Origin of the sequence: Amycolatopsis sp. MEPSY49 (genome assembly GCF_051337345.1) — a bacterium.
Lineage (GTDB): Bacteria > Actinomycetota > Actinomycetes > Mycobacteriales > Pseudonocardiaceae > Amycolatopsis.
This window is the reverse complement of record NZ_JBDLYJ010000002.1, coordinates 183,579-205,616: the sequence shown is the minus strand read 5'-3', so window position 1 is coordinate 205,616 and position 22,038 is coordinate 183,579. Positions and strand designations below refer to the sequence as shown.

Below are 22,038 nucleotides of genomic sequence, written 5' to 3'. Positions count from 1 at the left end.
CTCGGAGCGCAACGGGTACTACCGGGACCCGCCCATGGCCTTCTTGATCTCCGCGACCAGCTTCCGCACCTGGCCGGTGTCCCAGCTGTTGTAACAGAACGTGTTCATGTCCACCTGGTCACCGCCGCTCGCGGGGTTCTTCACGACCTCGGTGGAGGCGCCTTCGACGGTGAACGTCAGCCGGCCGGGGTTGGCGAACCCGGGCTCGGAGTTGCTGATGCTCTTGATCTTGGTGACGCTGAAGGTGTGCTTGCGGTCGTTGCCGAAGAAGCCGTCCTTGACCGCCGCGCTGATCGTGACTTCCGTGCCGCTGAACCGGATGGACCGCCGTCTCGCGCGCATGCCGCCTCCCAGCGGAAGACTGTAGGCAGTCACCCCATCGAGCGACAAGCGGCCAAGTGTGACATCGGGTCACGATCCGCCACTATGCTCAGGCCGGGCGTCCATCCGGCGGCGTCCGGACGAGGGGGGCCGATGTCCGAGCAGCACCCGCTGAACCCACCGCAGTGGATGGTGGTGGCCCCGGGGTCGCCCAGGCCGCAGGGGCGCAACACGTTCGCGGTCGTGTCGCTGATCATGGGGATCCTCGGCATCTGCGGATTTTCGCTCGTGCTGGGGTTGATCTTCGGCATCGTCGCGCTGGTCCAGATCAGCCGCACCGACCAGCGCGGCCGCGGGATGGCGATCGCCGGGATCGTGTTCAGCCTGCTGTGGGTGGGCGGGTTGACGATCGGCGTGATCGCGGTGGTCAAGCGCGCGGAGCTGCTCGGCTCGACGCCGACGATCGTGGCGTTGAAACCGGGCGAGTGTTATACGACCCCGCCGGCGTACAGCTTGGACGCGACGAAGGTGTCGTGTACCGCGGCGCACGACGGGGAGGCTTTCGCGACGGTGCCGTTGAAGGGGTACCTCGAGGGCGAGTACCCGGGCGAGGACACGTTGGAGACGCAGGCGAAGGCGGGCTGCGACGCCAAGCGGGCGGAGGTGTTCGGGCCGGGGTACACGCCTCCGGTCGAGGCATCGGTGGGGGTGTTCTACCCGGACAGCAAGGCCTGGGCGGCGGGGAAGAAGGCCGCGGTGTGCACTTGGCAGGCGACTTCGGAGCAGCAGTTCACGGGGCCGCTCCCCCGCTGAGCGCGGCCGGCTTCCGGCGGTGGCCGGGTGCGACGTGGGCGCGGATGCCGGAGTGAATCAGGCTGCCGCAGGTCAGCCACCGCGGTTTTCGGCGCGGTAGGGCCACCGGAGCCGGAGTCGGTCAGGCGCCGGCCTCCCGCGCGGCATTGCCACCGGAAGGGCCGGCGTCGGTCAGCTCCCCCGGCCGATCAACCTTCGCGATCTCCCGTGGGAGACCGCCACCGTAGGACCGCCACCGATCAGCCGCCGCGACCGCCGGCCGGCGAGTGGTGCCGGGCGACGTAGTCGTTGACGAGGCCCGCGGCCGTCCGCGCCCCGTCGACGGTGACGACGAACGTTCTCCCGGAACGCAGGCGCAGCACCAGTCCGTCCCCGGCCCGGACCACGACCGCGGACCGGCCGGGGCGCCGCCGCCAGCCCCAGCCGCCGTAGGCCAGCGGCACGATCCGGTCGGCGCGCGCTTCGGCGATCTCGTCGTAGGCCAGATTCCGGCGCAGCGGCCCGATCCGCACGCGCACCCCGGCCGGTCCGACGAGCACCCGCACCGAGGAGAACATCAGCGTCGCCACCGCGACCAGCAGTCCGGCGAGCCACACGTGCGTGCTCCCCAGCACCGCGGCGAGGGCGGCCGCGAGCGGCGCGACGGCGATCAGGGCGAAGTTGTGCGCGGTCCCCGACCAGACCGCTTGTTCGCTCTCACCGAGACCAGCCGTCGGCGCCAGCCCCGACGCCGTCTCGGCCGGTTTCGCGGGCGCGAGGAGCCAGCCGGCTGCCGCGCCCGCCAAGCCCACCGCGACGATGCCGAGCGCGAGCGCCCAGCCGACGTGCCGGGCGCGTTCCCACGACGGCGCGTCGAGGTTGGCCCACAGCCCCACCGAGTGCGCGGTCAGGAGGACGCCGCCGAGGCCGTAGACGCCGCTCGCCGCCGACGCGGTGCGGGCCAGCGCCGCCCACGCCACCACCCAGAACACCGCGGCACCCGCGGTCACCAGCCACCAGGGCGCGTGACCGTTGGGCACACCGCCCCACGCCCAGTGCACGGCGATGGGGTCGGGCAGCCGCGGCGCGAGGACGAGCGCGGGCCCGACGATGGCGACCAGCACCACGGCCGGAACCCCGTACCGCAGGATCATCGGGCCTCCTTGATCATGGCGACCAGCTCCTCGTGCTCGATGCCGAGCCGTCGCGCCTCGTCGACGAGCGCCCGGAGCCGGTGGTGCAGCTCGGCCCGGTCCGGCCCCGCGGCCAGCACGGTCACCCCGCGCCCGCGCCGCATGGCGACCAGGCCTTCGTCGGCGAGCTGGGCGTAGGCGCGCAGCACGGTGTGCATGTTGACGCCGAGCGAGGCGCCGAGTTCGCGCGCGGCGGGCAGCCGCTCACCGACGGCCACCTCCCCCGCCGCGAGGGCACGCCGCAGCCCCGCGGCGATCTTCTCGTGCAGCGGCGCGGTGTCCCGGTCATCCAGTCGAACCAGCATTGTTCTACAGATACTAGAACAAGCCAGCGCGCACCGCCAGGTCACTTCACTCCGGCACCGGGTCCGGCTCCACCCCCAGCACGTCGTCGGCGAGCCCCGCCGCCAACGCGCGCAACGCCGCGTCCAGGTACACCGTCAAGTCCGCGTCCGCGCGGGCCGACCAGCGGTCGTACGCCGCCCGGCACGCCGCCAGCACCGCTCGGCCCACCACCAGCGGGTACAGCGATTCCTCCGGCTGGCCCGAGCGGCGGGCGACGAACGCGCTGATCGCCCGCTCCCACGCGTCGTAGTGGACCGCCGCGCTCGCGGCCAGGTCCGGGACCGTGCTCAGCAGCGTCATCCGCCGGCGCAGCTCCGGCACGTCCGCCGCGCTGTAGTGGTTGGCCGCGAGGACCGCCCGGCGCACCGCTTCCAGCACCGGCAGGTCCGGCGGCATCCCGGCGAGCAGCGTCCGGATCGTCTCGACCTCGGTGTCGAACTCGTTCCAGAGGACGTCGGCCTTCGCGTCGTAGTAGCGGAAGAACGTCCGCCTGCTGACGCCGGCCGCCGCGGCGATCTGGTCGACGGTCGTCTCGTGGAAGCCCTGTTCGCCGAACAGCCGCAGCGCGGCAACCTCGAGTTCGCGGGCGCTCGTGCCCGGCGGACGGCCCCGGCGGTTCGCGGGGCGGGCGAGCACGTCATCGGTCATTCGGGTGCCGTTCCCTCGTGAGCCTTGATTATCGACACGCGGTGACATTACTCTCCCTGCTATTCGTCACTGAGTGCCGAAAATCATCACTGCCGAAGGAGCCAGGATGAGCGAGAACCAGACCACGCCCGAGACCGACGAGGCCTTGACCGAGGAACTGCTGGTCGAAGAGGTCTCCATCGACGGCATGTGCGGTGTCTACTGAGGACGTGCCGGCGGGTTTCGACCTCGACGCCGCGTGGCGCCTGGACGACCGCGTGTCGATCCGGCCCGAGCGGTTCGGCGCCCTGCTGTACCACTTCGGCACCCGCCGGCTTTCCTTCCTGAAGAGCCCGACGCTGCTGGCCGTCGTCCGTGGCCTCGCCACGCACCCGGACGCCCGGGCCGCGTGCGCCGATGCCGGCGTCGGCCCCGGCGAGCTGCCGCGGTACCGCGCGGCGCTGGCCGCCCTCGCCGAGTCGCGCATGATCCAGCCGAGGAGTCTCTGATGTCCCTTGTGGACGAATTCCAGTACGGGCTCGACGCCCCGATCTGCCTCACCTGGGAACTGACCTACGCCTGCAACTTGTCCTGCGTGCACTGCCTTTCCTCCTCGGGACGGCGGGACCCGCGCGAACTGTCCACAGCGGAATGCAAGGCGCTGATCGACGAGTTCGAACGCATGCAGGTCTTCTACGTCAACATCGGCGGCGGCGAACCGACCGTCCGCCCGGACTTCTGGGAACTCGTCGACTACGCCACCGAGCACCACGTCGGCGTCAAGTTCTCCACCAACGGCGTCAAGATCACCCCCGAGGTGGCGCGCCGGCTGGCCGCGAGCGACTACGTCGACGTCCAGATTTCGCTGGATGGCGCCACCGCCGAGGTCAACGACCACGTCCGCGGCCCCGGCTCGTACGCCACCGCGATCCGCGCCATGCAGCACCTGGCCGACGCGGGCTTCGAGAACTTCAAGATCTCGGTCGTGATGACCCGCCACAACGTCGGGCAGCTCGACGCGTTCAAGGCCATCGCCGACCGCTACCGCGCCCAGCTGCGGATCACCCGGCTGCGCCCGTCCGGTCGCGGCGCCGACACCTGGGACGAGCTGCACCCGACCGCCGACCAGCAACGGCAGCTGTACGACTGGCTGGTGGCCCACGGCGAGAACGTCCTCACCGGCGACTCGTTCTTCCACCTCGCCGGCTACGGCGACGGCGGCCTACCGGGGTTGAACCTGTGCGGCGCCGGGCGGGTGGTGTGCCTGGTCGACCCGGTCGGCGACGTCTACGCGTGCCCGTTCGCCATCCACGACACGTTCCTCGCGGGCAACGTCCGCGGTGACGGCGGGTTCACGTCGGTGTGGCGGGAGTCGGAGCTGTTCACGTCGCTGCGGTCGCCGCAGAGCGGTGGGGCGTGCGAGTCGTGTTCGGCGTTCGACGCCTGCCGCGGCGGGTGCATGGCGGCGAAGTTCTTCACCGGCCTGCCACTGGACGGCCCGGACCCCGAATGCGTCCGCGGCCACGGCGAACTCGCGCTGGCGGGCGTCACGAGCGTCCCGAAGCCCTCGCTGGACCACTCCCACCGGCGGCGTCCGGTCCCGGTGACGATCGGGACGCGCCGACCGCCGGAGCGAGCGTGCGACGAGAGCCCGCTCGCCGGGTTCAGGGGCTGACCGTGCGGCTGGCGGACCTGTCCTGGCCGGACGTCGCCGCACGCGCGGCGGCCGGCGCGATCCTGGCCGTGCCGGTCGGGGCGACCGAGCAGCACGGACCGCACCTGCCGCTGTCGACCGACACCGACATCGCGCTGGCGTTGTGCGACCGGCTGTCGGAGAAGCGGCCGGACGTTCTGGTGGCGCCCGCCGTGGCCTTCGGGTCCAGCGGCGAGCACGCCGGGTTCGCCGGGACGCTCTCGATCGGCCAAGAAGCGACCGAACTCCTGCTGGTTGAGCTGGGCCGGTCGGCGTCGGAGACGTTCACGCGGCTGCTGTTCGTCTCCGCGCACGGCGGCAACACCGGACCGGTATCCCGCGCCGTCGCACGCTTGCGGGCTGAGTCTCGTGACGTCGGGGTTTTCACGCCTCGTTGGGACGGTGATCCGCACGCCGGGCGCCCGGAAACCGCGCTGCAGCTGGCTTTACGGCCTGGTGGGGTCCGGATGGACCAGGCGGTGGTGGGCGATTTGCGGCCCCTGGGCGAGGTCCTGCCGCTGTTGCGGGAGGGCGGGGTGCGCGCGGTGACCCCGACCGGGGTGCTCGGCGACCCGACCACCGCGACGGAGGCCTACGGCCGGACGTTGCTCGACGACCTGACCGCGCAGCTGGTGTCCTTTGTGGATAGTTGGGCATGAGGACCGCGCTCGTCACCGGCGCGGCCCGCGGGATCGGGGCCGCGACCGTGCTCCGGCTGGCGCAGCAGGGTTACGCCGTGCTCGCGGTCGACGTCGCCGGTGATGATCCGGCGTTGCCGTACGCGCTGGGGAGCGAGACGGAACTGGCGGCCGTCGCCTCGAAGGCGGGCGCCGAGGTCTTCGTGGCCGACGTCCGGGACCCGGCGGCACTGGCTGCGGCGGTGGCGGTCGTCGAGCGGCGGTGGGGCGGCCTCGACGTCGCGATCGCGGCCGCCGGAGTGATCGCGGGGGGCGTGCCGCAGTGGGAGGTGCCGCCGGAGCAGGAGGCGGCGGTGCTCGACGTGGACCTGCGCGGGGTGCTGAACCTGGCGCGGGTGGCGATCCCGGCGTTGCTGCGCCGTCCGGCGCCGAGGTCGGGCCGGTTCCTCGCGGTCGCCTCCGCCGCGGCGACGCGGGGGTTGCCGATGCTGGCGGCCTACTGCGCGGCAAAGGCGGGGGTGGCCGGGCTGGTCCGCGCGCTGGGTGCCGAGCTGGGCGGGACGGGCGTGACGGCCAACGCGGTCAGCCCCGGTTCGACCGACACGCCGATCCTCGCCGAGAGCGCCCGGCTGTACGGGCTGCCGGGGGCGGCGGATTTCGCCGCGCAGCAACCGGTCGCGAGGTTGCTGGAGCCGGCGGAGATCGCGCGGGTGCTGGCGTTCCTGGCCGCCCCGGACAGCGGCGCGACAACCGGTGCGGTGGTGCCGGTGGACGGAGGCCTGGCGTTGTGACCGCATTGACGACCACCGGCTTCCGGGTCGCCCGCATGCGACCACCCCTCGCCGAACTGGACAGCGGCGCGACACCCCGGCGCGGTCGTGCCGGTCGTTGGCGGGCCGGCGTTGTAGCCGCACTGACGATCACGACCGCCGCATTCCCGAACGGTGGGCTGGCCCCATGACCACTCCCCTGCCCACCGGTTTCCGCATCGTCCTCGACCCGGACACCAAACAGCTCCGCGAAGACCTCTGGTTCGGCGGCTCACCCACCCGCGTCCTCCGCCTCACCCCCGCCGGGCGCAGGGCGTGGCGAGAACTCGCCGATGGTCCCGTCACCTCCCCAGCCGGGGGCGCCCTCGCGCGGCGGCTGACCGATGCCGGCTTCGCCCACCCCGTCCCGCCCGAACCCACCGAACCCCCGGACCTCACCTTCGTCGTCCCGGTCCTCGACCGGCCCGGCCCCCTCGCCCGCTGCCTGGCGTCGCTGAGCCGCCGCCACCCCGCCCTCGTCGTCGACGATGGCTCCGAAGACCCTCGAGCAATCGCCGAAGTAGCCGCCGCGCACGGAGCCGAACTCATCCGCCGCGACGAAAACGGCGGTCCCGGCGCCGCCCGGAACACCGCCCTCCACCACGTCGACACCGAACTGGTGGCCTTCGTGGACAGTGACTGCACCGCCCCCGGCGACTGGGCGACCCGCCTCGCCGCCCACTTCGCCGACCCCCTCCTCGCCGCGATCGCGCCCCGCGTCCGCGCGCGAGCGAAAGACACCGCGGCCGGCCGGTACACGCAAGCCGCCGGAAGTCTCGACCTCGGTGACCGGCCCGCGCGAGTTGCTCCCCGGACCCGGACCTCGTACGTCCCCACTGCCGCGCTCGTTGCCCGGAGGACCGCTCTCCAAGAGATCGGCGGGTTCGACCCCGGACTCCGCGTCGGCGAGGACGTCGACCTCTGCTGGCGGCTGCACGCCGCCGGCCACCGGATCCGGTACGCCCCGGATGTCCACATCGGACACCACGAACCCGGGACCTGGCGCGAACTCCTCGGCCGCCGCGCGCGGTACGGCACGTCCGCCGCTCCGCTCGCCCGGCGCCACCCCGGGTACCTCGCCCCGCTGGTGCTGCACCCGTGGCCGGCCTTGACCGTCGCCGCGCTGCTCGCCCGGCGGCCCCTGCTCGCCGCCGGCGGCTTCGGCGGCGCCGTCCTGAGCATGCTCAAAACGCTCCGGAGCAACGACATTCCCACCGAAGGCGTCGTCCGCGCGATGGGGACCGCTGTCCACCAGACCTGGCTCGGCGCCGGCCGCTACGGGACGCAGTTCGCCGCGCCCGTCCTCGCCGCGCTGCTGGTTCCCCGCGGGTGGGGACGGCGCGCCGCCGTCGCGTCGCTGCTGCTCGGTCCGCCGCTGACCGCGTGGGCCGAGCGCGGACCCGGCCTGGACCCTGCCCGCTACACCGCCGGCGCCCTGGCCGACGACATCGCCTACGGCGCCGGCGTCTGGGCCGGCTGCCTGCTCCACCGGACCGCTGCGCCGGTGCTGCCCGAGATCGCCTGGCGCCCGTTGCGCGTCGACAGCAAGGAAAAGCGAGGCCCCGCATGAGCAACGCCTGGTTCGAATCGATCGCCGAAGCCCAGCGGCGCGCGAAGAAACGGCTGCCCGCGTCCGTCTACTCGGCACTGATCGCCGGCTCCGAAAAAGGGCTTACGCTCAAGGACAACCTCGACGCCTTCGACGAGCTGACCTTCGCCCCGCGCACCGCCGGGCAGTCCGGCGAGCGCGCGCTCGCCACCACCGTCCTCGGCCGCGAGATCGCGCTGCCGGTCGTCATCTCCCCCACCGGTGTGCAGGCGGTACACCCCGACGGTGAGGTCGCCGTCGCCCGCGCGGCTGCCGCCCGCGGCACCGCGATGGGCCTGAGTTCCTTCGCCGGCAAGCCGATCGAGGAGGTCGTCGCCGCCAACCCGAACACGTTCTTCCAGGTCTACTGGACCGGCAGCCGCGACGAAATCCTCGGCCGGCTCGACCGCGCCCGCCGCGCCGGCGCCGTCGGGCTCATCCTGACGCTCGACTGGTCGTTCTCCCACAGCCGCGACTGGGGCAGCCCGCACATCCCCGAAAAAGTCACCTTCCGCGAGCTGCTGCGCTTCGCGCCCGAGGGTCTGGCCCGCCCGCGCTGGCTGCTCGACTACGCGAAAACCCGCCGGCTGCCCGACCTCAGCGTCCCGAACATGGCCGAACCCGGCACCCCGGTCCCCACGTTCTTCGGCGCCTACGGCCAGTGGATGCAGACGCCTCCGCCGTCGTGGGACGACGTGGCCTGGCTGCGCTCGCAGTGGGACGGGCCGTTCCTGCTCAAGGGCGTCATCCGCGTCGACGAGGCCCGGCGCGCGGTCGACGCCGGCGTCAGCGCGATCTCCGTGTCCAACCACGGCGGCAACAACCTCGACGGCACCCCGGCGACGATCCGGGCGCTCCCGGCGATCGCCGACGCCGTCGGCGACCAGGTGGAAGTCCTGCTGGACGGCGGGATCCGCCGCGGCAGCGACGTCGTGAAGGCGCTCGCACTCGGCGCCACGGCGGTCCTCATCGGCCGCGCGTACCTGTGGGGCCTGGCGGCGAACGGCCAAGCCGGCGTCGAGAACGTCCTCGATGTGCTGCGCAACGGCATCGACTCGACGCTGCTGGCGCTCGGCCACCGCAGCGTCCACGACCTGACCCGCGACGACGTCCGGATCCCGGAGACGTTCCCCCGCGCACTGGGCGCCGAAAGCAAAAGCTCAGTGTGAGTGGGCTTCTTCCAGCGTCGCGCCGGCCAGCCGCGCGGCGACGCCGCGGCGGAAGTTCGGGCAGTCGTGGACGTCCTCGTGCGGGCAGTCCAGGCCGTGCGCGATCGCCGTGCGGGCGGCCTGGGCGCGGGCGATCCGGGCGTCCAGCTCGGCGAGCTTGCGCTGCTGCAGTTCGCGCCAGGCCGGCGCGGCCGACGTGCGCAGGGCGATCAGCGTCTTGAGTTCGCGGACGGTGAACCCGACGTCGCGCAGGATCAGGATCTCCCCCACCAGCGTGACGGCCGAAGGCGAATATCGGCGCTGGCCGGCGACCCGCTCGGGCGCGGGCAGCAGGCCCTGGTCCTCCCAGTAGCGCAGCGCCGAAGTGGCCACGCCGGTGCGGCGGGCCAGCTCGCCGATCGTCAGCTGCTCCTCGGGCATTTGACTTCGAGCGTACTTGAAGCCGTTCACTCGCGGCATGGCCAAGACAACTCTCAAGCAGCGGATGATCGGGCAGTTCCACCACCCGCGCGGGCTCGGCGGGCGGGTGGCCGGGTGGGTGATGGCCCACCGCGGCTCCAACCGGCGGCGCAACGTCTGGGTGGTCTCCCTCCTGGACGTCCAGCCGCACGAGCGCGTGCTCGAAGTCGGTTTCGGCCCCGGGATCGCGCTAGGCGAGCTGGCCGCCCGCGCCACCCGGGGCCGCGTCTACGGCGTCGACCACTCCGCGGTCATGGTGGCGCGGGCGGGCCGGCGCAACCGGGCCGCGGCCGACCGGATCGAGCTGGTCCACGCCTCGGTGGACCGGCTGCCGGCGTTCGGCCAACCGCTCGACGCCGTCCTCGCCGTCAACAACGCGGGCTTCTGGCCCGATCCGCCGGAACGGCTCCGCGAGCTGCGCGGCCTGTTGCGGCCGGGCGGGCGCGTCGCGCTCGCGTCCCAGCCCCGGTGTCCCGGCGCCGACCGCGGCACCACCGCCCGGGCCGCCCGCGAGCTGCAGGACCTGCTCACCGAGGCGGGGTTCACCGAACTGCGGGTCGAGACGCTCGACCTCGACCCGCCGGTCGCCTGCATCCTCGGCGTCAACCCACGCTGACCAGGCGCTGCCGCAGGCGGTCCGCGGCCGCCAGGTGCGGGCCGACGTCGGCGAGCAGCCGCCCGTGGCGCTTCACGACCCGGCCCGCGACCAGCACCGTGTCGACGTGCGCGCGGTCCATCTGCAGCGTCACCGTGCTGTCCGGGTCGAACACCGGCGCGACACCGATCCCGTCGGCCCGCAGCAGCACGACGTCCGCCGGCCGGCCCGGCGCCAGCGTCCCGCCGGCGGTGGCCGCATGCAGCACGTCCCGCACGCTCGTCACCGGCTTCCCCGCGGCCAGTTCGTCGTACCGGGCCACCTGGTAGGCGGCCCGCATCTGGGTGAACATGTCCGCGGCCACGGTCACCTCGACGTCGGTGCTGAGGCTCACCGGCACCCCGGCGCGCGCGGCGGCGGTGAACGGCGGGTACCCGTGCCCCATCACCAGTTCGACCGCCGGCGCGATCGACAGCGAGCCACCGCTGTCGGCGATCAGGCGCAGCTCGCCGTCGTCGAGGCCGGTGCCGTGGATGAACGTGGTGCCCGGCCGCAGCACGCCGAGCGCGCGCAGCCGGGAGATCGGCGCTTCGCCGTGGCGGCGGTGGACGACGTGCCGGGCGGTGCGGACGCCGAGGTCGTCGGCCAGGCGGGCGTTGTGGCGTTCGGCGTCCTCGTCACCGGGTTCGGTGACCAGTGCGAGCGTGACCAAGGCGTCGTCGTCCGGGAGGAGCTCCGCCCGGACGCGGCGGACGTCGTCGCCGAGCGCGGCGCCGTGACTCTTCGCGCGGGGGAAGCTGTTGCCGTAGGCGAAGACCGCGCGGATGCCACTGTCCTTGAGCGCCTGGACGAGTGCGTCGGTCGCGGCCGGGCTGTCCTGGATGTTCGAGATGTCCTGCACCGTCGTGACGCCCGCGTCCAGCGCCGCGTAGGCGGAGAGCAGGTTCCCGAGGTACAGGTCGGCGGGGGTCAGGGCCGGGCCGACGCGGCCGAGGACGGTGGTGAAGTACTCCGCGAGCGTGTGCTGCGGCGCGCTGCCGCGCAGGGCCGCCTGCCACATGTGCCGGTGGGTGTCGACGAAGCCGGGCACCGCGAGGCAGCCCGACCCATCGATCTCCGGCGCGGTGGTCACGAGGCCCGGGCCGACCGCGGCGATCCGGCCGGTTTCGACCAGGACGTCCGCGCGCTCGGTGGCGTCGCGCCCCGGTGCCATGGTGAGGACCCGCGCCCCGCGGATGATCAGTGAACCAGTCATGGCCCCACGATCGGCGGGGCCCTGCCTCGCTGACCACTCCTCGCTCCGGAATGGGAAGATCCTCCAGTGAAGGCCACCCGATGACCGATTCCGATGACTTCGACCTGCTGGACCGGAAGATCCTCCACGCGCTGATGGTCGACGGCCGGGCGCCGTTCCAGCGCGTCGCCGAAGTCCTCGGCGTCTCCCCGCAGACGGTGCACCGCCGCTACAGCCGGCTGCGCGTCGAGGCCGGGCTGCGGGTCGTCGGCCAGGTCCGGCCCGAAGCCGTCGGCGACGAGGAGTGGCTCGTGCGCGTCCGGTGCGCCCCGGACCGCACCGGGTCGCTCGCGCGGGCGCTCGCCCGGCACGCCGAGACGTCGTGGGTCCACGTCGCGTCCGGCGGCACGGAGATCATGTGCGTCGCCCGTGCCGGTGCCGCCACCGGGCCGAGCCTGCTGCGGGCACTGCCGAACACGCCGCGGGTGACCGGGATCAGCGCGCACTGCCTCCTGCACACCTTCTACGGCGGCGAGTTCAGCGTCGTCACCAAGACCGGCCCGCTGGACGACGCCCAGGTCGCGGCGCTGCGGTTTCCCGCCGGAACCGACGGCTGCCCGCTCACCGGGACCGACCGCGCGCTGACGGCCGTGCTCGCCCGGGACGGCCGGGCCGGGTACCCGGACCTGGCCCGGGCGGCCGGGTGCTCGGTCTCGACCGCCCAGCGGCGGCTGACCGAGCTGCGCCGCCACGGCGTGCTCTACTTCGACGTCGACCACGACCCCCGGCTCCTCGGCCGGACCAAGCTCGCGATGCTGTGGCTCAGCGTCGGCCCGGCCGGCCTGACCGAGGCCGGCCGGGCGCTGGCCGGACACCCCGAGGTGTCGTTCGCGGCCGCCACCACCGGCCCGACGAACCTCTACGCTGCGGTGAACTGCACGGGAAACCGCGACCTGCACCGGTACCTGACCGGGCCGGTCGCGAGCCTGCCCGGGCTGACCGCGGTGGAGACGGCACCGATCACGGAAACGGTGAAGCGCGCGGGAGTGGCGGTCACCCCACGGTGAAGCTCGCGGTGAGCGTGGCCGCCGAACTCGTGCCGACGTAGACCTCGATCTTGCCCGGCTCGACCCGGAACTTCGCGGCGTTGTCGTAGAAGCCGACGTCGTCCGGGGTGAGCGTGAACGAGACCTGCCGCGACGCGCCCGCGGCGAGGGTCACCCGCTCGAACCCGCGCAGCCGCCGGACCGGCTGGACGATGCTCGCGACGGGGTCGCGCAGGTAGAGCTGGACGACCTCGTCGCCCGCGCGGGAGCCGGTGTTGGTGACGGTCGCGGTCACCTGGACCCGGCCGCCGCGAAGGGACATCCGGGTGCTCGACAGGCGCAGGCCGTCGACGCGGAACGTCGTGTACGAGAGGCCGAAGCCGAACTCGTAGAGCGGACCGGTCTCCAGGTCGAGGTACTTCGACGTGTACTTGTTGTCCGGATCGGCCGGGCGGCCGGTGTTCTCGTGGTTGTAGTAGATCGGGATCTGCCCGACCGCGCGCGGGAAGCTGACCGGCAGCTTGCCGCCCGGGTTGACCGTGCCGAACAGGACGTCCGCGACCGCGTGCCCGCCCTGGACGCCCGGCGCCCACGCCTCGACGATCGCCGGCGCGTTGTCGTGCAGGTACGGGATCGTCAGCGGCCGGCCGTTGACCAGCACCACGACGAACGGCTTGCCGGTCTCCTTGATCGCGGCGACGAGCTGCTGCTGCACGCCGGGCAGATCGATGTTGCTGCGCGCGGCCGCTTCACCGCTCATCGCGGCGGTTTCGCCGACCACGACGACGGTCACGTCGGCCGCGCGGGCGGCCTGCTGGGCGGCGGCGAACCCGCTGGTGTCGGTCCCGTCGACCGGGCAGCCCGCGGTGTAGGTGACGGTCGCGCCCGGCGCCGCGGCCTTGATCCCGTCCACGACGGTCACCGGCGGGGTCGTGCCCGCGCCGGTGCCCAGGCCGGCCCAGGTGCCGTTGAGGTCGTAAGTCGCCGCGCCGAGCGGGCCGACGACGGCCACCGAGCCCACGGACTTCGCCAGCGGCAGCACGGGCCCGTCGTTCTTGAGCAGCACCATGCACCGCCCGGCGGCCTGCCTCGACGCGGCCAGCGCGGCCGGCGACGGCGCCGTCACCTCGCCGGCTTCGTCGACGTACGGCCGTTCGAAGAGCCCCAGCTTGACCTTGACCAGCAGGATCCGGCGGACGGCGTCGTCGAGCTGGTCGCGGGTGATCCGGCGTTGGGCCAGCAGTTGCTGGCCGTAGGTGACGTAGTTGGTGCTGACCATTTCCATGTCGACGCCGGCGGGCAGCGCGGCCGCCGCGGCGTCCGCGCCGTCGCCCGCGAGGCCGTGGTTGATCAGCTCTTCGATGCCGGTGTAGTCGCTGACGACGAAGCCCCGGAACCCGTACGCGCCCTTGAGGACGTCGTGCAGGACGTAGCCGTTGCCGTGCGCGGGGACCCCGCTGATGGTGTTGAAGCCGGCCATCACGGTCGCCACCCCGGCCTCGACGCTCGCCTTGAACGGCGGCAGGTAGAGGTTGTGCAGCCGCTGGAGCGAGACGTCGACCGTGTTGTAGTCGCGGCCGCCTTCCGCGCCGCCGTAGGCGACGAAGTGCTTGGCGCACGCGGCGAGCCGGTCCGGGGACGAGTAGTCCTCGCCCTGGAAACCGCGGACCTTCGCCACGGCCATCCGAGACGTCAGGTAAGGGTCTTCGCCGTTCCCCTCGGCAATGCGCCCCCAGCGCGGCTCGTGGGTGACGTCCATCATCGGCGCGTACGTCCAGTGGATACCGCTGCGCCGGGCCTCCTTCGCCGACACCGTCGCGTCGGCGGCCGGCACGCCGGGGTCGAAGCTCGCGCCCTGGGCCAGCGGGATCGGGAAGTTCGTGGTGTAGCCGTGGATCACGTCCAGGCCGAAGATGAGCGGGATCCGCAGCCGGGTCTGCTCGACGGCGATCTTCTGCAGCGCGTTGAGCTTCGCGGCGCCCACGACGGAGAACACCCCGCCCAGCTGCCCGGTCGCGAGGGCCGCCCGCGCGAGGTCTTCGGTGCCGACCAGCTGCAGCTGCCCGAGCTTCTCGGCGAGGGTCATCCTCCCGAGCAGGTCCTCGACCCGCGGGTTCCGTTCGGGCCGGGCGGCGGGGTCGGCGGCGGCGGGCGGCGCGAGCGCCGACGCGACTCCCCCGGCGGCGAGGAGACCGCCGACGCCGGCGAGCAGGCTGCGCCGGTTGACGCCGTCGGCGGTCGCGGTGGCTGCGTGGCTCTCGGGTTGTTCCATGGCGGGGACCCTTTCGCGAGAGGACGAAGGCCGCCAGCATAAGCACGGACCCCGGATTCCACCGCGCGTGCGGGCAAGCGCTTTCCGGCTCCCGGCGGGCGGGCCGCCGGGAGCCGGCCGGTCAGCCGAGGTGCGAGCTGATCACCGAATAGTCGTTGCCGACGTTGGTGTACACACCCGGGAAGTCCTTGCGGGCACAGCCTTTGCCCCACGAGACGATCCCGGCGAGCTTGCCGTCGACGTAGGCCGGACCGCCCGAATCGCCCTGGCAGGAGTCCTTGCCGCCTTCGGGCACGCCTGCGCAGAACATCGAGGCCTTGTCGTACTTCGCCCCGCCGGTGCTGTACTTCTCGGCGCAGGTGTCGTTGTCCACCACCGGCACCGATACCTTGAGCAGCGTGTCGGAGACGGCGCCGCCCTCGGACGTCGTGCCCCAGCCGACCACCGTGACGTCCTTGCCGGCCTGGTAGGCCGCGTCATCGCCCGCCTGCACCAGCGTGGCCGGCTCGTACGGCAGGTCCTTGTCCAGCGTCAGCACGGCGTTGTCGTGCTGCATCCCGCTCATGTCGAAGTCCGGGTTCTGCCAGACGTCGCTCACGCCCGCCTTCGTGCCGGAGGTGTCGCTGAACTTCGTCTGCCCGCCGATGATCTCCATCTGCGCCGCTTCGACGCCGTCGGTGCAGTGCGCGGCGGTCAGCACTTTGTTCTTCGCGACCAGGGTGCCGGCGCAGTGCTGCGCGCCGTTGACGTTGAAGATCACGGTGGCCGGGAACTCCTCGATCGTGGTCGGTGTGCCGCCCACGATCCGCGGGTCACCGGCCGACGCACCGGGGGCGGCGACCACGACGACAGCGGCGGCCACGGCGAGGGCCGTCGCGGCCCGCCGGACCACGGAACGTCCGTCTACCTGCATGAACATCTCCCTTCGGGGACCTGAGTGGTACCCGGGAGCAGACCAGACGGGCCGCGGCCGCGGTTAGCTACGAAAGTCGCTTCCTGACGCATTGACGACGATGGTTGGTTTTTGTCCGACTTGAGTGGCGGAGAATCACGGGACGCGGTAGCTCGCGCGTCAATCCTTGACATGACGCCAACAGGGACTTACCGTTTTCCCACGCCGCCGGGTTGTCCAGACCATTTACATCGTGAAGGGACACCTCGATGCGCTTGCGTTCCCTGCTCGTCCTGCTGGCGGTGCCGGCCCTGGTCGCCACCGCGGCGCCTGCCCGGGCCGCCGACCCGACCGTGGCCCCGGGCGGCAACTTCGACCTGGGGATCTGGCAGCTGCAGGAGCCGGTCGGCTCCCCCGGCTCGCCGACCACCATCTCCTCGTCCCGCCTGAAGGGCCCGAACGGCTTCCAGGACAGCTACTTCTACACCGACACCCGTGACGGCGCGATGACGTTCTGGGCGCCGGAAAAGGGCGTCACCACCCCGAACTCGAAGTACGCGCGGTCCGAGCTGCGCGAGATGAACCGCGACGGGTCGGCGGCGAACTGGTCGCTGAGCGGGTCCCACAAGCTGAGCGCGACCCTGCGCGTGGTCTCGGTGACGTCGAACGTCTGCGTGGGCCAGGTCCACCTCGGCACCGGCGGCTCGTCGACGAAACCGTTGCTGGAGCTGTACTACCGCTCGAGCGGCGACATCGTCCTCGGCACCGAGAACTCCCCCGACGGCGGCCAGACACCGCACACCGTCGGGCACGTCTCGATCGGCAAGACCTGGACCTACACGATCGGCATCTCCGGCGGGAACACCATCGACCTGACGGTCAACGGCAGCACGACGCACTACTCGATCCCGTCGTCGTTCAAGGCGTACAAGCAGTACTTCAAGGCGGGCTCGTACAACCAGTCCTCTTCGGACAGCACGACCAGGGGCGCGCGGGTCGCGTTCTACGGCCTGACCGTCTCGCACGGCTGACGCGGTCCGGCCCGGTGGCCGCCACCACCGGACCGGTTCGCCGTCAGCGCCAGCCGAGCTCCGGGGCCACGTGGGTGAGGATGCTCTCCAGGACGTGCGCGTTGTAGTCGACACCCAGCTGGTTCGGGATCGTGAGCAGCAGGGTGTCCGCGGCCTGGATCGCCTCGTCCTCCTTGAGCTCCCGGACCAGCTCGTCCGGCTCGGCGGCGTACGACCGGCCGAAGATCGCCCGGGTGTTCTCGTCGATCATGCCGACCTGGTCGCGCGAGTTCCGGTCGCGGCCGAAGTACGCGCGGTCGGTGTCGTTGGTCAGCGCGAAGATGCTCCGGCTGACCGACACGCGCGGCTCGCGCTCGTGGCCGGCTTCCTTCCACGCCTCGCGGTAGGCCTCGATCTGCTTGCGCTGCTGGACGTGCAGCGGCTCGCCCGTCTCGTCGTCCTTGAGCGTGGAGCTCTGCAGGTTCATGCCCAGCTTGGCGGCCCAGACGCTCGTCGCGTTCGAGCTCGACCCCCACCAGATGCGCTCGCGCAGACCTTCGGAGTGCGGTTCGAGCCGCAGCAACCCGGGCGGGTTGGCGAACATCGGCCGCGGGTTCGGCTGCGCGAAGCCCTCGCCGTCGAGCAGCTTGAGGAAGACCTCGGTGTGCTGCCGGGCCATGTCGGCGTCGGTCTCGCCGTCGGCCGGGGCGTACCCGAAGTAGCGCCAGCCCTCGATGACCTGCTCGGGGGATCCCCGGCTGATGCCGAGCTGCAACCGGCCCCCGGAGATCAGGTCGGCCGCCCCCGCGTCCTCGATCATGTACAGCGGGTTCTCGTAGCGCATGTCGATCACGCCCGTGCCGATCTCGATCTTCGACGTGCGCGCGCCGATCGCCGAGAGCAGCGGGAACGGGCTCGCCGCCTGCCGCGCGAAGTGGTGCACGCGGAAGTAGGCGCCGTCGACGCCGAGCTCCTCGGCCGCGACCGCCAGGTCGATCGACTGGTGCAGGAAGTCGGCGGCGGACCGCGTCTCGGAGTGCGGGCTCGGCGACCAGTGGCCGAACGAGAGGAAGCCGATCTTTTTCACGCCGGGTTCAGCGTCCGGCGGCCGGGTTTGATTCCCCGGTGTGAGCGGGCCGACCGCCGCCGCGCCCCGAGCGCGGCGGCGGCCGGGGCGCTCAGCCGCAGTGCTCGGCCTTCTCCTGGTCGGTCATCGGCGCGGTGTGCTGCGTGATGTCCCCGGTCGATCCGGGCACGGGACCGTCCGCGTCGAAGTCCTGGTACCAGATGTAGTGGTCGTAGAACCGGTCCGGGAAATGCATTTCGTAGGTGCCGTGCACCTTCTGCATCTTCGGCGCGCGTTCCACCCAGCCCTTTTCGCCGGGCCGGACGTCGACGTTGGTCGCCTGCCCTTCGGTGTGCGAAGACTCCCACGTGTGCTGGTAGGACGTTTCGATCGACACCTTGAACACTTCCGAAAACCCGTATTCGGCCGAAAGGGAAACGCCGAAGCTGTTCGACTCCCCCGTCGTGTCCGACCAGTTCACCGTGCTGCGCTGCAGATCACCGGTGCAGTTGTAGGCCGCTTCCCCGACCTGGTGCCCGGCCCCGGTGTGCTCTTCCGGCGGACCGGCGGGGTGGAAGACGCACGAATCGGTGCCGTTGTCGCACTTGTCGAGCAGCTCCCGGGCGGTCGGGCCGCCCTCGGCCGACGCGCCGGGCGCCGTGAGCACGAGTCCGGCCGCGGTCAGCAGGCCGAGGCCCGCCGCCGTCCACGCGGTGCGCTTGCTGGTCATGGTCTCTCCTTCGCTCAGCTGAACCCGATGGACTGGGTGCGGTTGTCCATGAAGGACCCCACGTTGCCGGTGTTCTCCTTGAACGGGCCGTCCCGGTCCCCGCCGAGGTTCGGCTCCGGGTAGAGCCAGACCCAGCAGTCGCCCCACGGCTGCACGGACGAGATCTTGTTCTTCCAGTCGTCGCCGAGGTCGAACTGCCAGTTGACCCAGCCGTCCTTCTTGCACAGTTCGGGTCCGGTGATGGTCAGCGAGTTCCCGGTGTAGTCGGGGCCGTCGAAGAACGTGCCCTGGACGACCTGACCGGCTTCCTGCGCGACGAGCGCAGAACGCTCGGTGCCGGTGCTGCATTTCTGAACTCCGGTTTCGGAGTTCAGCACGCAGTGCCGGGTCGTCGTCGCGGCCACCGCCGGAACCGCGCCGAGAAGGCTCACGCCCGCCGCCGCGGCCGCCGTCGTGATGGCTGTTCTGGTCCAATTGCGCGCCATTGTTTTCCCCTTTCCAGGGAATCGGAAAAGATCTTCCCTTCCGAAAGTACGACGGTCCCGGCGGAGAAGCGCGCGCGTTGCCCATCGGGGCATCGGGGTCTGCCCCATTCCCTCGCGGGACCCGGAGCCGCCGTGCGGACCACTCGAGCCCGCGGTACAGTACGCCGTCCCGGTGACAGTCAACGTCGATCACGTCACCCTCGGTGACACGATCATGAAAATTCATCCCGTCATAACTTGACTCATTCCAGAGAAGGCCCCTAGGGTGGCCGACGTGATGACCGACTTCGAGGCGCAGCTGCGAGCGGTCTCGTTGCGGGTGACGCGGCCGAGGCTGGCCGTGCTCACCGCGTTGCGGGACCACCCGCACGTGGACACCGAGACGGTGATCGAGCTGGTGCGGGCCGAGCACCCGACGGTGTCGCACCAGACGATCTACGACGTCCTGCGGGCGCTCACCGACACCGGCCTGGTGCGGCGCATCCAACCCGCGGGCGCGACCGCCCGGTACGAGTCCCGGGTCGGGGACAACCACCACCACGTCGTGTGCCGCACCTGCGGCGCGATCGCGGACGTCGACTGCGCCGTCGGCCACACCCCGTGCCTGACCGCCTCGGACGACCACGGTTTCGTGATCGACCAGGCGGAGGTCGTGTACTGGGGCACCTGCCCCGACTGCGCGGCCGCCCGAACTCCCGAATGAACGCCGGCTCCGGAAGGAAGTAGATGAGCAACACCCAGGACAACACCCCCTCGAGCGCACAGGGTGTGGACCAGAAGGCGGCGGCCGGCTGCCCGGTCGCGCACGACTCGGTGACCTCGCACGGCAGTGAGAGCGAGAACCCGGCGATCGATTCGCCGCAGCCGAAGACGGGTGGCCGTCCGCGCACCAACAAGGACTGGTGGCCGAACCAGCTCGACCTGACGGTGCTGCACGCCCACTCGTCGAAGAGCAACCCGCTCGGCGAGAACTTCGCCTACGCCAAGGAGTTCGCGAAGCTCGACGTCGAGGCCCTCAAGCGGGACATCACCGAGGTGCTCACCACCTCGCAGGACTGGTGGCCGGCGGACTTCGGCCACTACGGCGGCCTGATGATCCGGATGAGCTGGCACGCCGCGGGCACCTACCGCATCCACGACGGCCGCGGCGGCGCCGGTGACGGCAGCCAGCGCTTCGCGCCGCTGAACAGCTGGCCGGACAACGCCAACCTCGACAAGGCGCGCCGCCTGCTGTGGCCGGTCAAGCAGAAGTACGGCCAGAAGATCTCGTGGGCGGACCTGCTGGTGCTGGCCGGCAACGTGGCCCTGGAGTCGATGGGCTTCAAGACCTTCGGCTTCGGCTTCGGCCGCGTCGACACCTGGGAGCCCGAGGAGATCTTCTGGGGTCCCGAGGACGACTGGCTGGGCGACGAGCGCTACGTCAGCGACTCGGAGATGGCGCCCGAGGTCGGCGCGACCGAGATGGGCCTCATCTACGTCAACCCGGAGGGTCCCCGCGGCAGCGCGGACTTCGAGGCGGCGGCCCACTTCATCCGCGAGACCTTCGCCCGGATGGCGATGAACGACGAGGAGACCGTCGCCCTCATCGCCGGCGGCCACACCTTCGGCAAGACCCACGGCGCCGGTGTCGCCGACGACCACGTGGGCCCGGAGCCGGAGGGCGCTCCGCTCGAGGCGCAGGGTCTCGGCTGGCTGAGCACCCACGGCAGCGGCAAGGGCGCGGACGCGATCACCAGTGGCCTCGAGGTGACGTGGACGGACAAGCCGACCGAGTGGAGCAACCGCTTCTTCGAGATCCTCTTCGGCTACGAGTGGGAGCTGACGACGAGCCCGGGCGGCGGCAAGCAGTACGTCGCCAAGGACGCGCCGGAGATCATCCCGGACCCGTACGACCCGAACAAGAAGCACAAGCCGACGATGCTCACGACGGACCTGTCGCTGCGCTTCGACCCGGTGTACGGCCCGATCTCGCGCCGCTTCCTGGAGAACCCGGACGAGTTCGCGCTGGCGTTCGCCAAGGCCTGGTACAAGCTGCTGCACCGTGACATGGGCCCGGTCAGCCGCTTCCTGGGCCCGTGGGTGGCCGAGCCGCAGCTGTGGCAGGACCCGGTGCCGGCCGTCGAGGGCGAGCTCGTCTCCGACGCCGACATCACCGCCCTCAAGGCGAAGGTGCTGGAGTCCGGTCTTTCGGTGTCCCAGCTGGTGTCGACGGCGTGGGCGTCGGCCGCGAGCTTCCGCTCCACCGACAAGCGCGGTGGCGCGAACGGCGCCCGGATCCGCCTGGAGCCGCAGCGCAACTGGGAGGTCAACCAGCCGGAGCAGCTCGCGACGGTGCTGTCGAAGCTGGAAGACATCCAGCGCGAGTTCAACGAGGCGGGCGGCGCGCGGATCTCGCTGGCGGACCTGATCGTGCTGGCGGGCTCGGCGGCGGTCGAGAAGGCGGCGCGCGACGCCGGCGTCGAGACCACGGTGCCGTTCCACCCGGGCCGCACGGACGCTTCGCAGGAGCAGACGGACGTCGACTCGTTCAAGGTGCTCGAGCCGCGCGCCGACGGGTTCCGCAACTACCTGCGGGCGGGCGAGAAGCTCCAGCCGGAGACGCTCCTGGTCGAGCGCGCGTACATGCTGAACCTGACGGCCCCGGAGATGACGGTCCTGGTGGGCGGCCTGCGCGCGCTCGGCGCGAACACGACCCAGCACGGTGTCCTGACCGACCAGCCGGGCGTGCTGACGAACGACTTCTTCGCCAACCTGCTCGCCCCGGGCACGAAGTGGAAGGCGTCCGAGTCCGAGGAGAACGTGTACGAGATCCTCGACGTGAGCACGGAGAAGCTGAAGTGGACGGCCACGGCGGTCGACCTGGTCTTCGGCGCGAACTCCCAGCTGCGGGCCTTGGCCGAGGTGTACGCGAGCGACGACGCGCGCGAGAAGTTCGTGTCGGACTTCGTGGCGGCGTGGACGAAGGTCATGGAGCTGGACCGGTTCGACCTGGTCTGATCCTGCTTTGACGAACGGGCCCGGCCGATCTTCGGCCGGGCCCGTTCGTTTCGGCGCCGAGGTTTTCGTGGTACGCC

General features: G+C 71.8%; 24 protein-coding genes. 13 read left to right on the top strand and 11 right to left on the bottom strand.

The window, feature by feature from the left end; all coding sequences use genetic code 11:
• Positions 1-18 precede the first annotated feature (18 nt).
• Positions 19-342, bottom strand: a complete 324-nt coding sequence (locus ABFJ78_RS09960) for a hypothetical protein (RefSeq protein WP_436385598.1) — start codon at positions 340-342, stop codon at positions 19-21.
• A 132-nt stretch (positions 343-474) separates the two neighbouring features.
• On the opposite strand from ABFJ78_RS09960, the gene ABFJ78_RS09955 reads away from it, so the two are divergent.
• Positions 475-1,134 (top strand): DUF4190 domain-containing protein, encoded by a 660-nt coding sequence (locus ABFJ78_RS09955; RefSeq protein ID WP_436385597.1) that lies wholly within the window; start codon positions 475-477, stop codon positions 1,132-1,134.
• Positions 1,135-1,373: 239 nt separating this feature from the next.
• Here the strand turns inward: ABFJ78_RS09955 and ABFJ78_RS09950 are convergent, their stop codons facing one another.
• From ABFJ78_RS09950 to mftR, 3 genes are read right to left on the bottom strand one after another with little or no spacing between them, the layout of a single operon-like run.
• Entirely contained in the window at positions 1,374-2,267 is an 894-nt protein-coding gene (locus ABFJ78_RS09950) for a hypothetical protein (RefSeq protein ID WP_436385596.1), read from the bottom strand.
• Positions 2,264-2,611: a GntR family transcriptional regulator gene (locus ABFJ78_RS09945; protein WP_436385595.1), complete on the bottom strand. Its 348-nt coding sequence runs from the start codon at positions 2,609-2,611 to the stop codon at positions 2,264-2,266. Before ABFJ78_RS09945 ends, ABFJ78_RS09950 begins: the two co-directional genes overlap by 4 nt.
• 46 nt (positions 2,612-2,657) lie before the next feature.
• On the bottom strand, positions 2,658-3,299 hold the full coding sequence (gene mftR, locus ABFJ78_RS09940) for a mycofactocin system transcriptional regulator (RefSeq protein WP_436385594.1): 642 nt from the start codon (positions 3,297-3,299) through the stop codon (positions 2,658-2,660).
• Positions 3,300-3,405: 106 nt separating this feature from the next.
• On the opposite strand from mftR, the gene mftA reads away from it, so the two are divergent.
• From mftA to mftD, 7 genes are all read left to right on the top strand, one after another.
• Positions 3,406-3,504: a mycofactocin precursor MftA gene (gene mftA, locus ABFJ78_RS09935; RefSeq protein WP_436385593.1), complete on the top strand. Its 99-nt coding sequence runs from the start codon at positions 3,406-3,408 to the stop codon at positions 3,502-3,504.
• 4 nt (positions 3,505-3,508) lie between these two features.
• Positions 3,509-3,787: a mycofactocin biosynthesis chaperone MftB gene (mftB, locus tag ABFJ78_RS09930; protein WP_436385592.1), complete on the top strand. Its 279-nt coding sequence runs from the start codon at positions 3,509-3,511 to the stop codon at positions 3,785-3,787.
• Positions 3,787-4,953, top strand: coding sequence for a mycofactocin radical SAM maturase (gene mftC / locus ABFJ78_RS09925; protein ID WP_436385591.1), 1,167 nt, complete (start codon positions 3,787-3,789; stop codon positions 4,951-4,953). The genes mftB and mftC overlap by 1 nt, the downstream gene beginning before the upstream one ends.
• Positions 4,917-5,630 carry a mycofactocin biosynthesis peptidyl-dipeptidase MftE gene (gene mftE, locus ABFJ78_RS09920; RefSeq protein WP_436385590.1) on the top strand — a complete coding sequence of 238 codons (714 nt, stop codon included), beginning with the start codon at positions 4,917-4,919 and terminating at the stop codon, positions 5,628-5,630. The genes mftC and mftE overlap by 37 nt, the downstream gene beginning before the upstream one ends.
• Positions 5,627-6,400, top strand: coding sequence for a mycofactocin-coupled SDR family oxidoreductase (locus tag ABFJ78_RS09915; RefSeq protein WP_436385589.1), 774 nt, complete (start codon positions 5,627-5,629; stop codon positions 6,398-6,400). The genes mftE and ABFJ78_RS09915 overlap by 4 nt, the downstream gene beginning before the upstream one ends.
• A gap of 166 nt (positions 6,401-6,566) precedes the next feature.
• Positions 6,567-7,988, top strand: a complete 1,422-nt coding sequence (mftF, locus tag ABFJ78_RS09910) for a mycofactocin biosynthesis glycosyltransferase MftF (RefSeq protein WP_436385588.1) — start codon at positions 6,567-6,569, stop codon at positions 7,986-7,988.
• On the top strand, positions 7,985-9,175 hold the full coding sequence (gene mftD / locus ABFJ78_RS09905) for a pre-mycofactocin synthase MftD (protein WP_436385587.1): 1,191 nt from the start codon (positions 7,985-7,987) through the stop codon (positions 9,173-9,175). Before mftF ends, mftD begins: the two co-directional genes overlap by 4 nt.
• On the opposite strand, the gene ABFJ78_RS09900 is transcribed toward mftD, so the two are convergent.
• Positions 9,167-9,595: a MerR family transcriptional regulator gene (locus ABFJ78_RS09900; protein ID WP_436385586.1), complete on the bottom strand. Its 429-nt coding sequence runs from the start codon at positions 9,593-9,595 to the stop codon at positions 9,167-9,169. The genes mftD and ABFJ78_RS09900 overlap by 9 nt on opposite strands.
• 37 nt (positions 9,596-9,632) lie before the next feature.
• Here ABFJ78_RS09900 and ABFJ78_RS09895 point away from each other — a divergent pair, with 37 nt between their 5' ends.
• Positions 9,633-10,250: a class I SAM-dependent methyltransferase gene (locus ABFJ78_RS09895; RefSeq protein WP_436385585.1), complete on the top strand. Its 618-nt coding sequence runs from the start codon at positions 9,633-9,635 to the stop codon at positions 10,248-10,250.
• Here ABFJ78_RS09895 and ABFJ78_RS09890 read toward each other — a convergent pair.
• Entirely contained in the window at positions 10,237-11,484 is a 1,248-nt protein-coding gene (locus tag ABFJ78_RS09890; RefSeq protein WP_436385584.1) for an amidohydrolase family protein, read from the bottom strand. The two genes, ABFJ78_RS09895 and ABFJ78_RS09890, sit on opposite strands and share 14 nt — an antisense overlap.
• Positions 11,485-11,564: 80 nt before the next feature.
• Between ABFJ78_RS09890 and ABFJ78_RS09885 the strand changes: the two genes are divergently transcribed.
• Positions 11,565-12,530: an Lrp/AsnC family transcriptional regulator gene (locus tag ABFJ78_RS09885; RefSeq protein WP_436385583.1), complete on the top strand. Its 966-nt coding sequence runs from the start codon at positions 11,565-11,567 to the stop codon at positions 12,528-12,530.
• Here the strand turns inward: ABFJ78_RS09885 and ABFJ78_RS09880 are convergent.
• Both ABFJ78_RS09880 and ABFJ78_RS09875 read right to left on the bottom strand, forming a co-directional pair.
• Positions 12,517-14,781: a glycoside hydrolase family 3 N-terminal domain-containing protein gene (locus ABFJ78_RS09880; protein ID WP_436385582.1), complete on the bottom strand. Its 2,265-nt coding sequence runs from the start codon at positions 14,779-14,781 to the stop codon at positions 12,517-12,519. The genes ABFJ78_RS09885 and ABFJ78_RS09880 overlap by 14 nt on opposite strands.
• Before the next feature lie 121 nt (positions 14,782-14,902).
• Positions 14,903-15,694: a serine protease gene (locus ABFJ78_RS09875; RefSeq protein ID WP_436385581.1), complete on the bottom strand. Its 792-nt coding sequence runs from the start codon at positions 15,692-15,694 to the stop codon at positions 14,903-14,905.
• A 248-nt stretch (positions 15,695-15,942) separates the two neighbouring features.
• Between ABFJ78_RS09875 and ABFJ78_RS09870 the strand changes: the two genes are divergently transcribed.
• Complete coding sequence (locus ABFJ78_RS09870) at positions 15,943-16,704, top strand: polysaccharide lyase family 7 protein (RefSeq protein ID WP_436385580.1); 762 nt, start codon at positions 15,943-15,945, stop codon at positions 16,702-16,704.
• Between the two features lie 43 nt (positions 16,705-16,747).
• Here ABFJ78_RS09870 and ABFJ78_RS09865 read toward each other — a convergent pair whose 3' ends face one another.
• The 3 genes from ABFJ78_RS09865 to ABFJ78_RS09855 all read right to left on the bottom strand — a co-directional run bounded on the left by ABFJ78_RS09865 (position 16,748) and on the right by ABFJ78_RS09855 (position 18,964).
• Entirely contained in the window at positions 16,748-17,770 is a 1,023-nt protein-coding gene (locus tag ABFJ78_RS09865; RefSeq protein ID WP_436385579.1) for an LLM class flavin-dependent oxidoreductase, read from the bottom strand.
• A 91-nt stretch (positions 17,771-17,861) separates the two neighbouring features.
• Positions 17,862-18,479: a hypothetical protein gene (locus tag ABFJ78_RS09860; RefSeq protein WP_436385578.1), complete on the bottom strand. Its 618-nt coding sequence runs from the start codon at positions 18,477-18,479 to the stop codon at positions 17,862-17,864.
• A gap of 14 nt (positions 18,480-18,493) precedes the next feature.
• Entirely contained in the window at positions 18,494-18,964 is a 471-nt protein-coding gene (locus ABFJ78_RS09855; RefSeq protein ID WP_436385577.1) for a hypothetical protein, read from the bottom strand.
• A 277-nt stretch (positions 18,965-19,241) separates the two neighbouring features.
• On the opposite strand from ABFJ78_RS09855, the gene ABFJ78_RS09850 reads away from it, so the two are divergent.
• Positions 19,242-19,667, top strand: coding sequence for a Fur family transcriptional regulator (locus ABFJ78_RS09850; protein WP_364521905.1), 426 nt, complete (start codon positions 19,242-19,244; stop codon positions 19,665-19,667).
• Positions 19,668-19,690: 23 nt separating this feature from the next.
• Positions 19,691-21,961 (top strand): catalase/peroxidase HPI, encoded by a 2,271-nt coding sequence (katG, locus tag ABFJ78_RS09845; RefSeq protein ID WP_436385576.1) that lies wholly within the window; start codon positions 19,691-19,693, stop codon positions 21,959-21,961.
• The last annotated feature ends 77 nt before the right edge of the window (positions 21,962-22,038 follow it).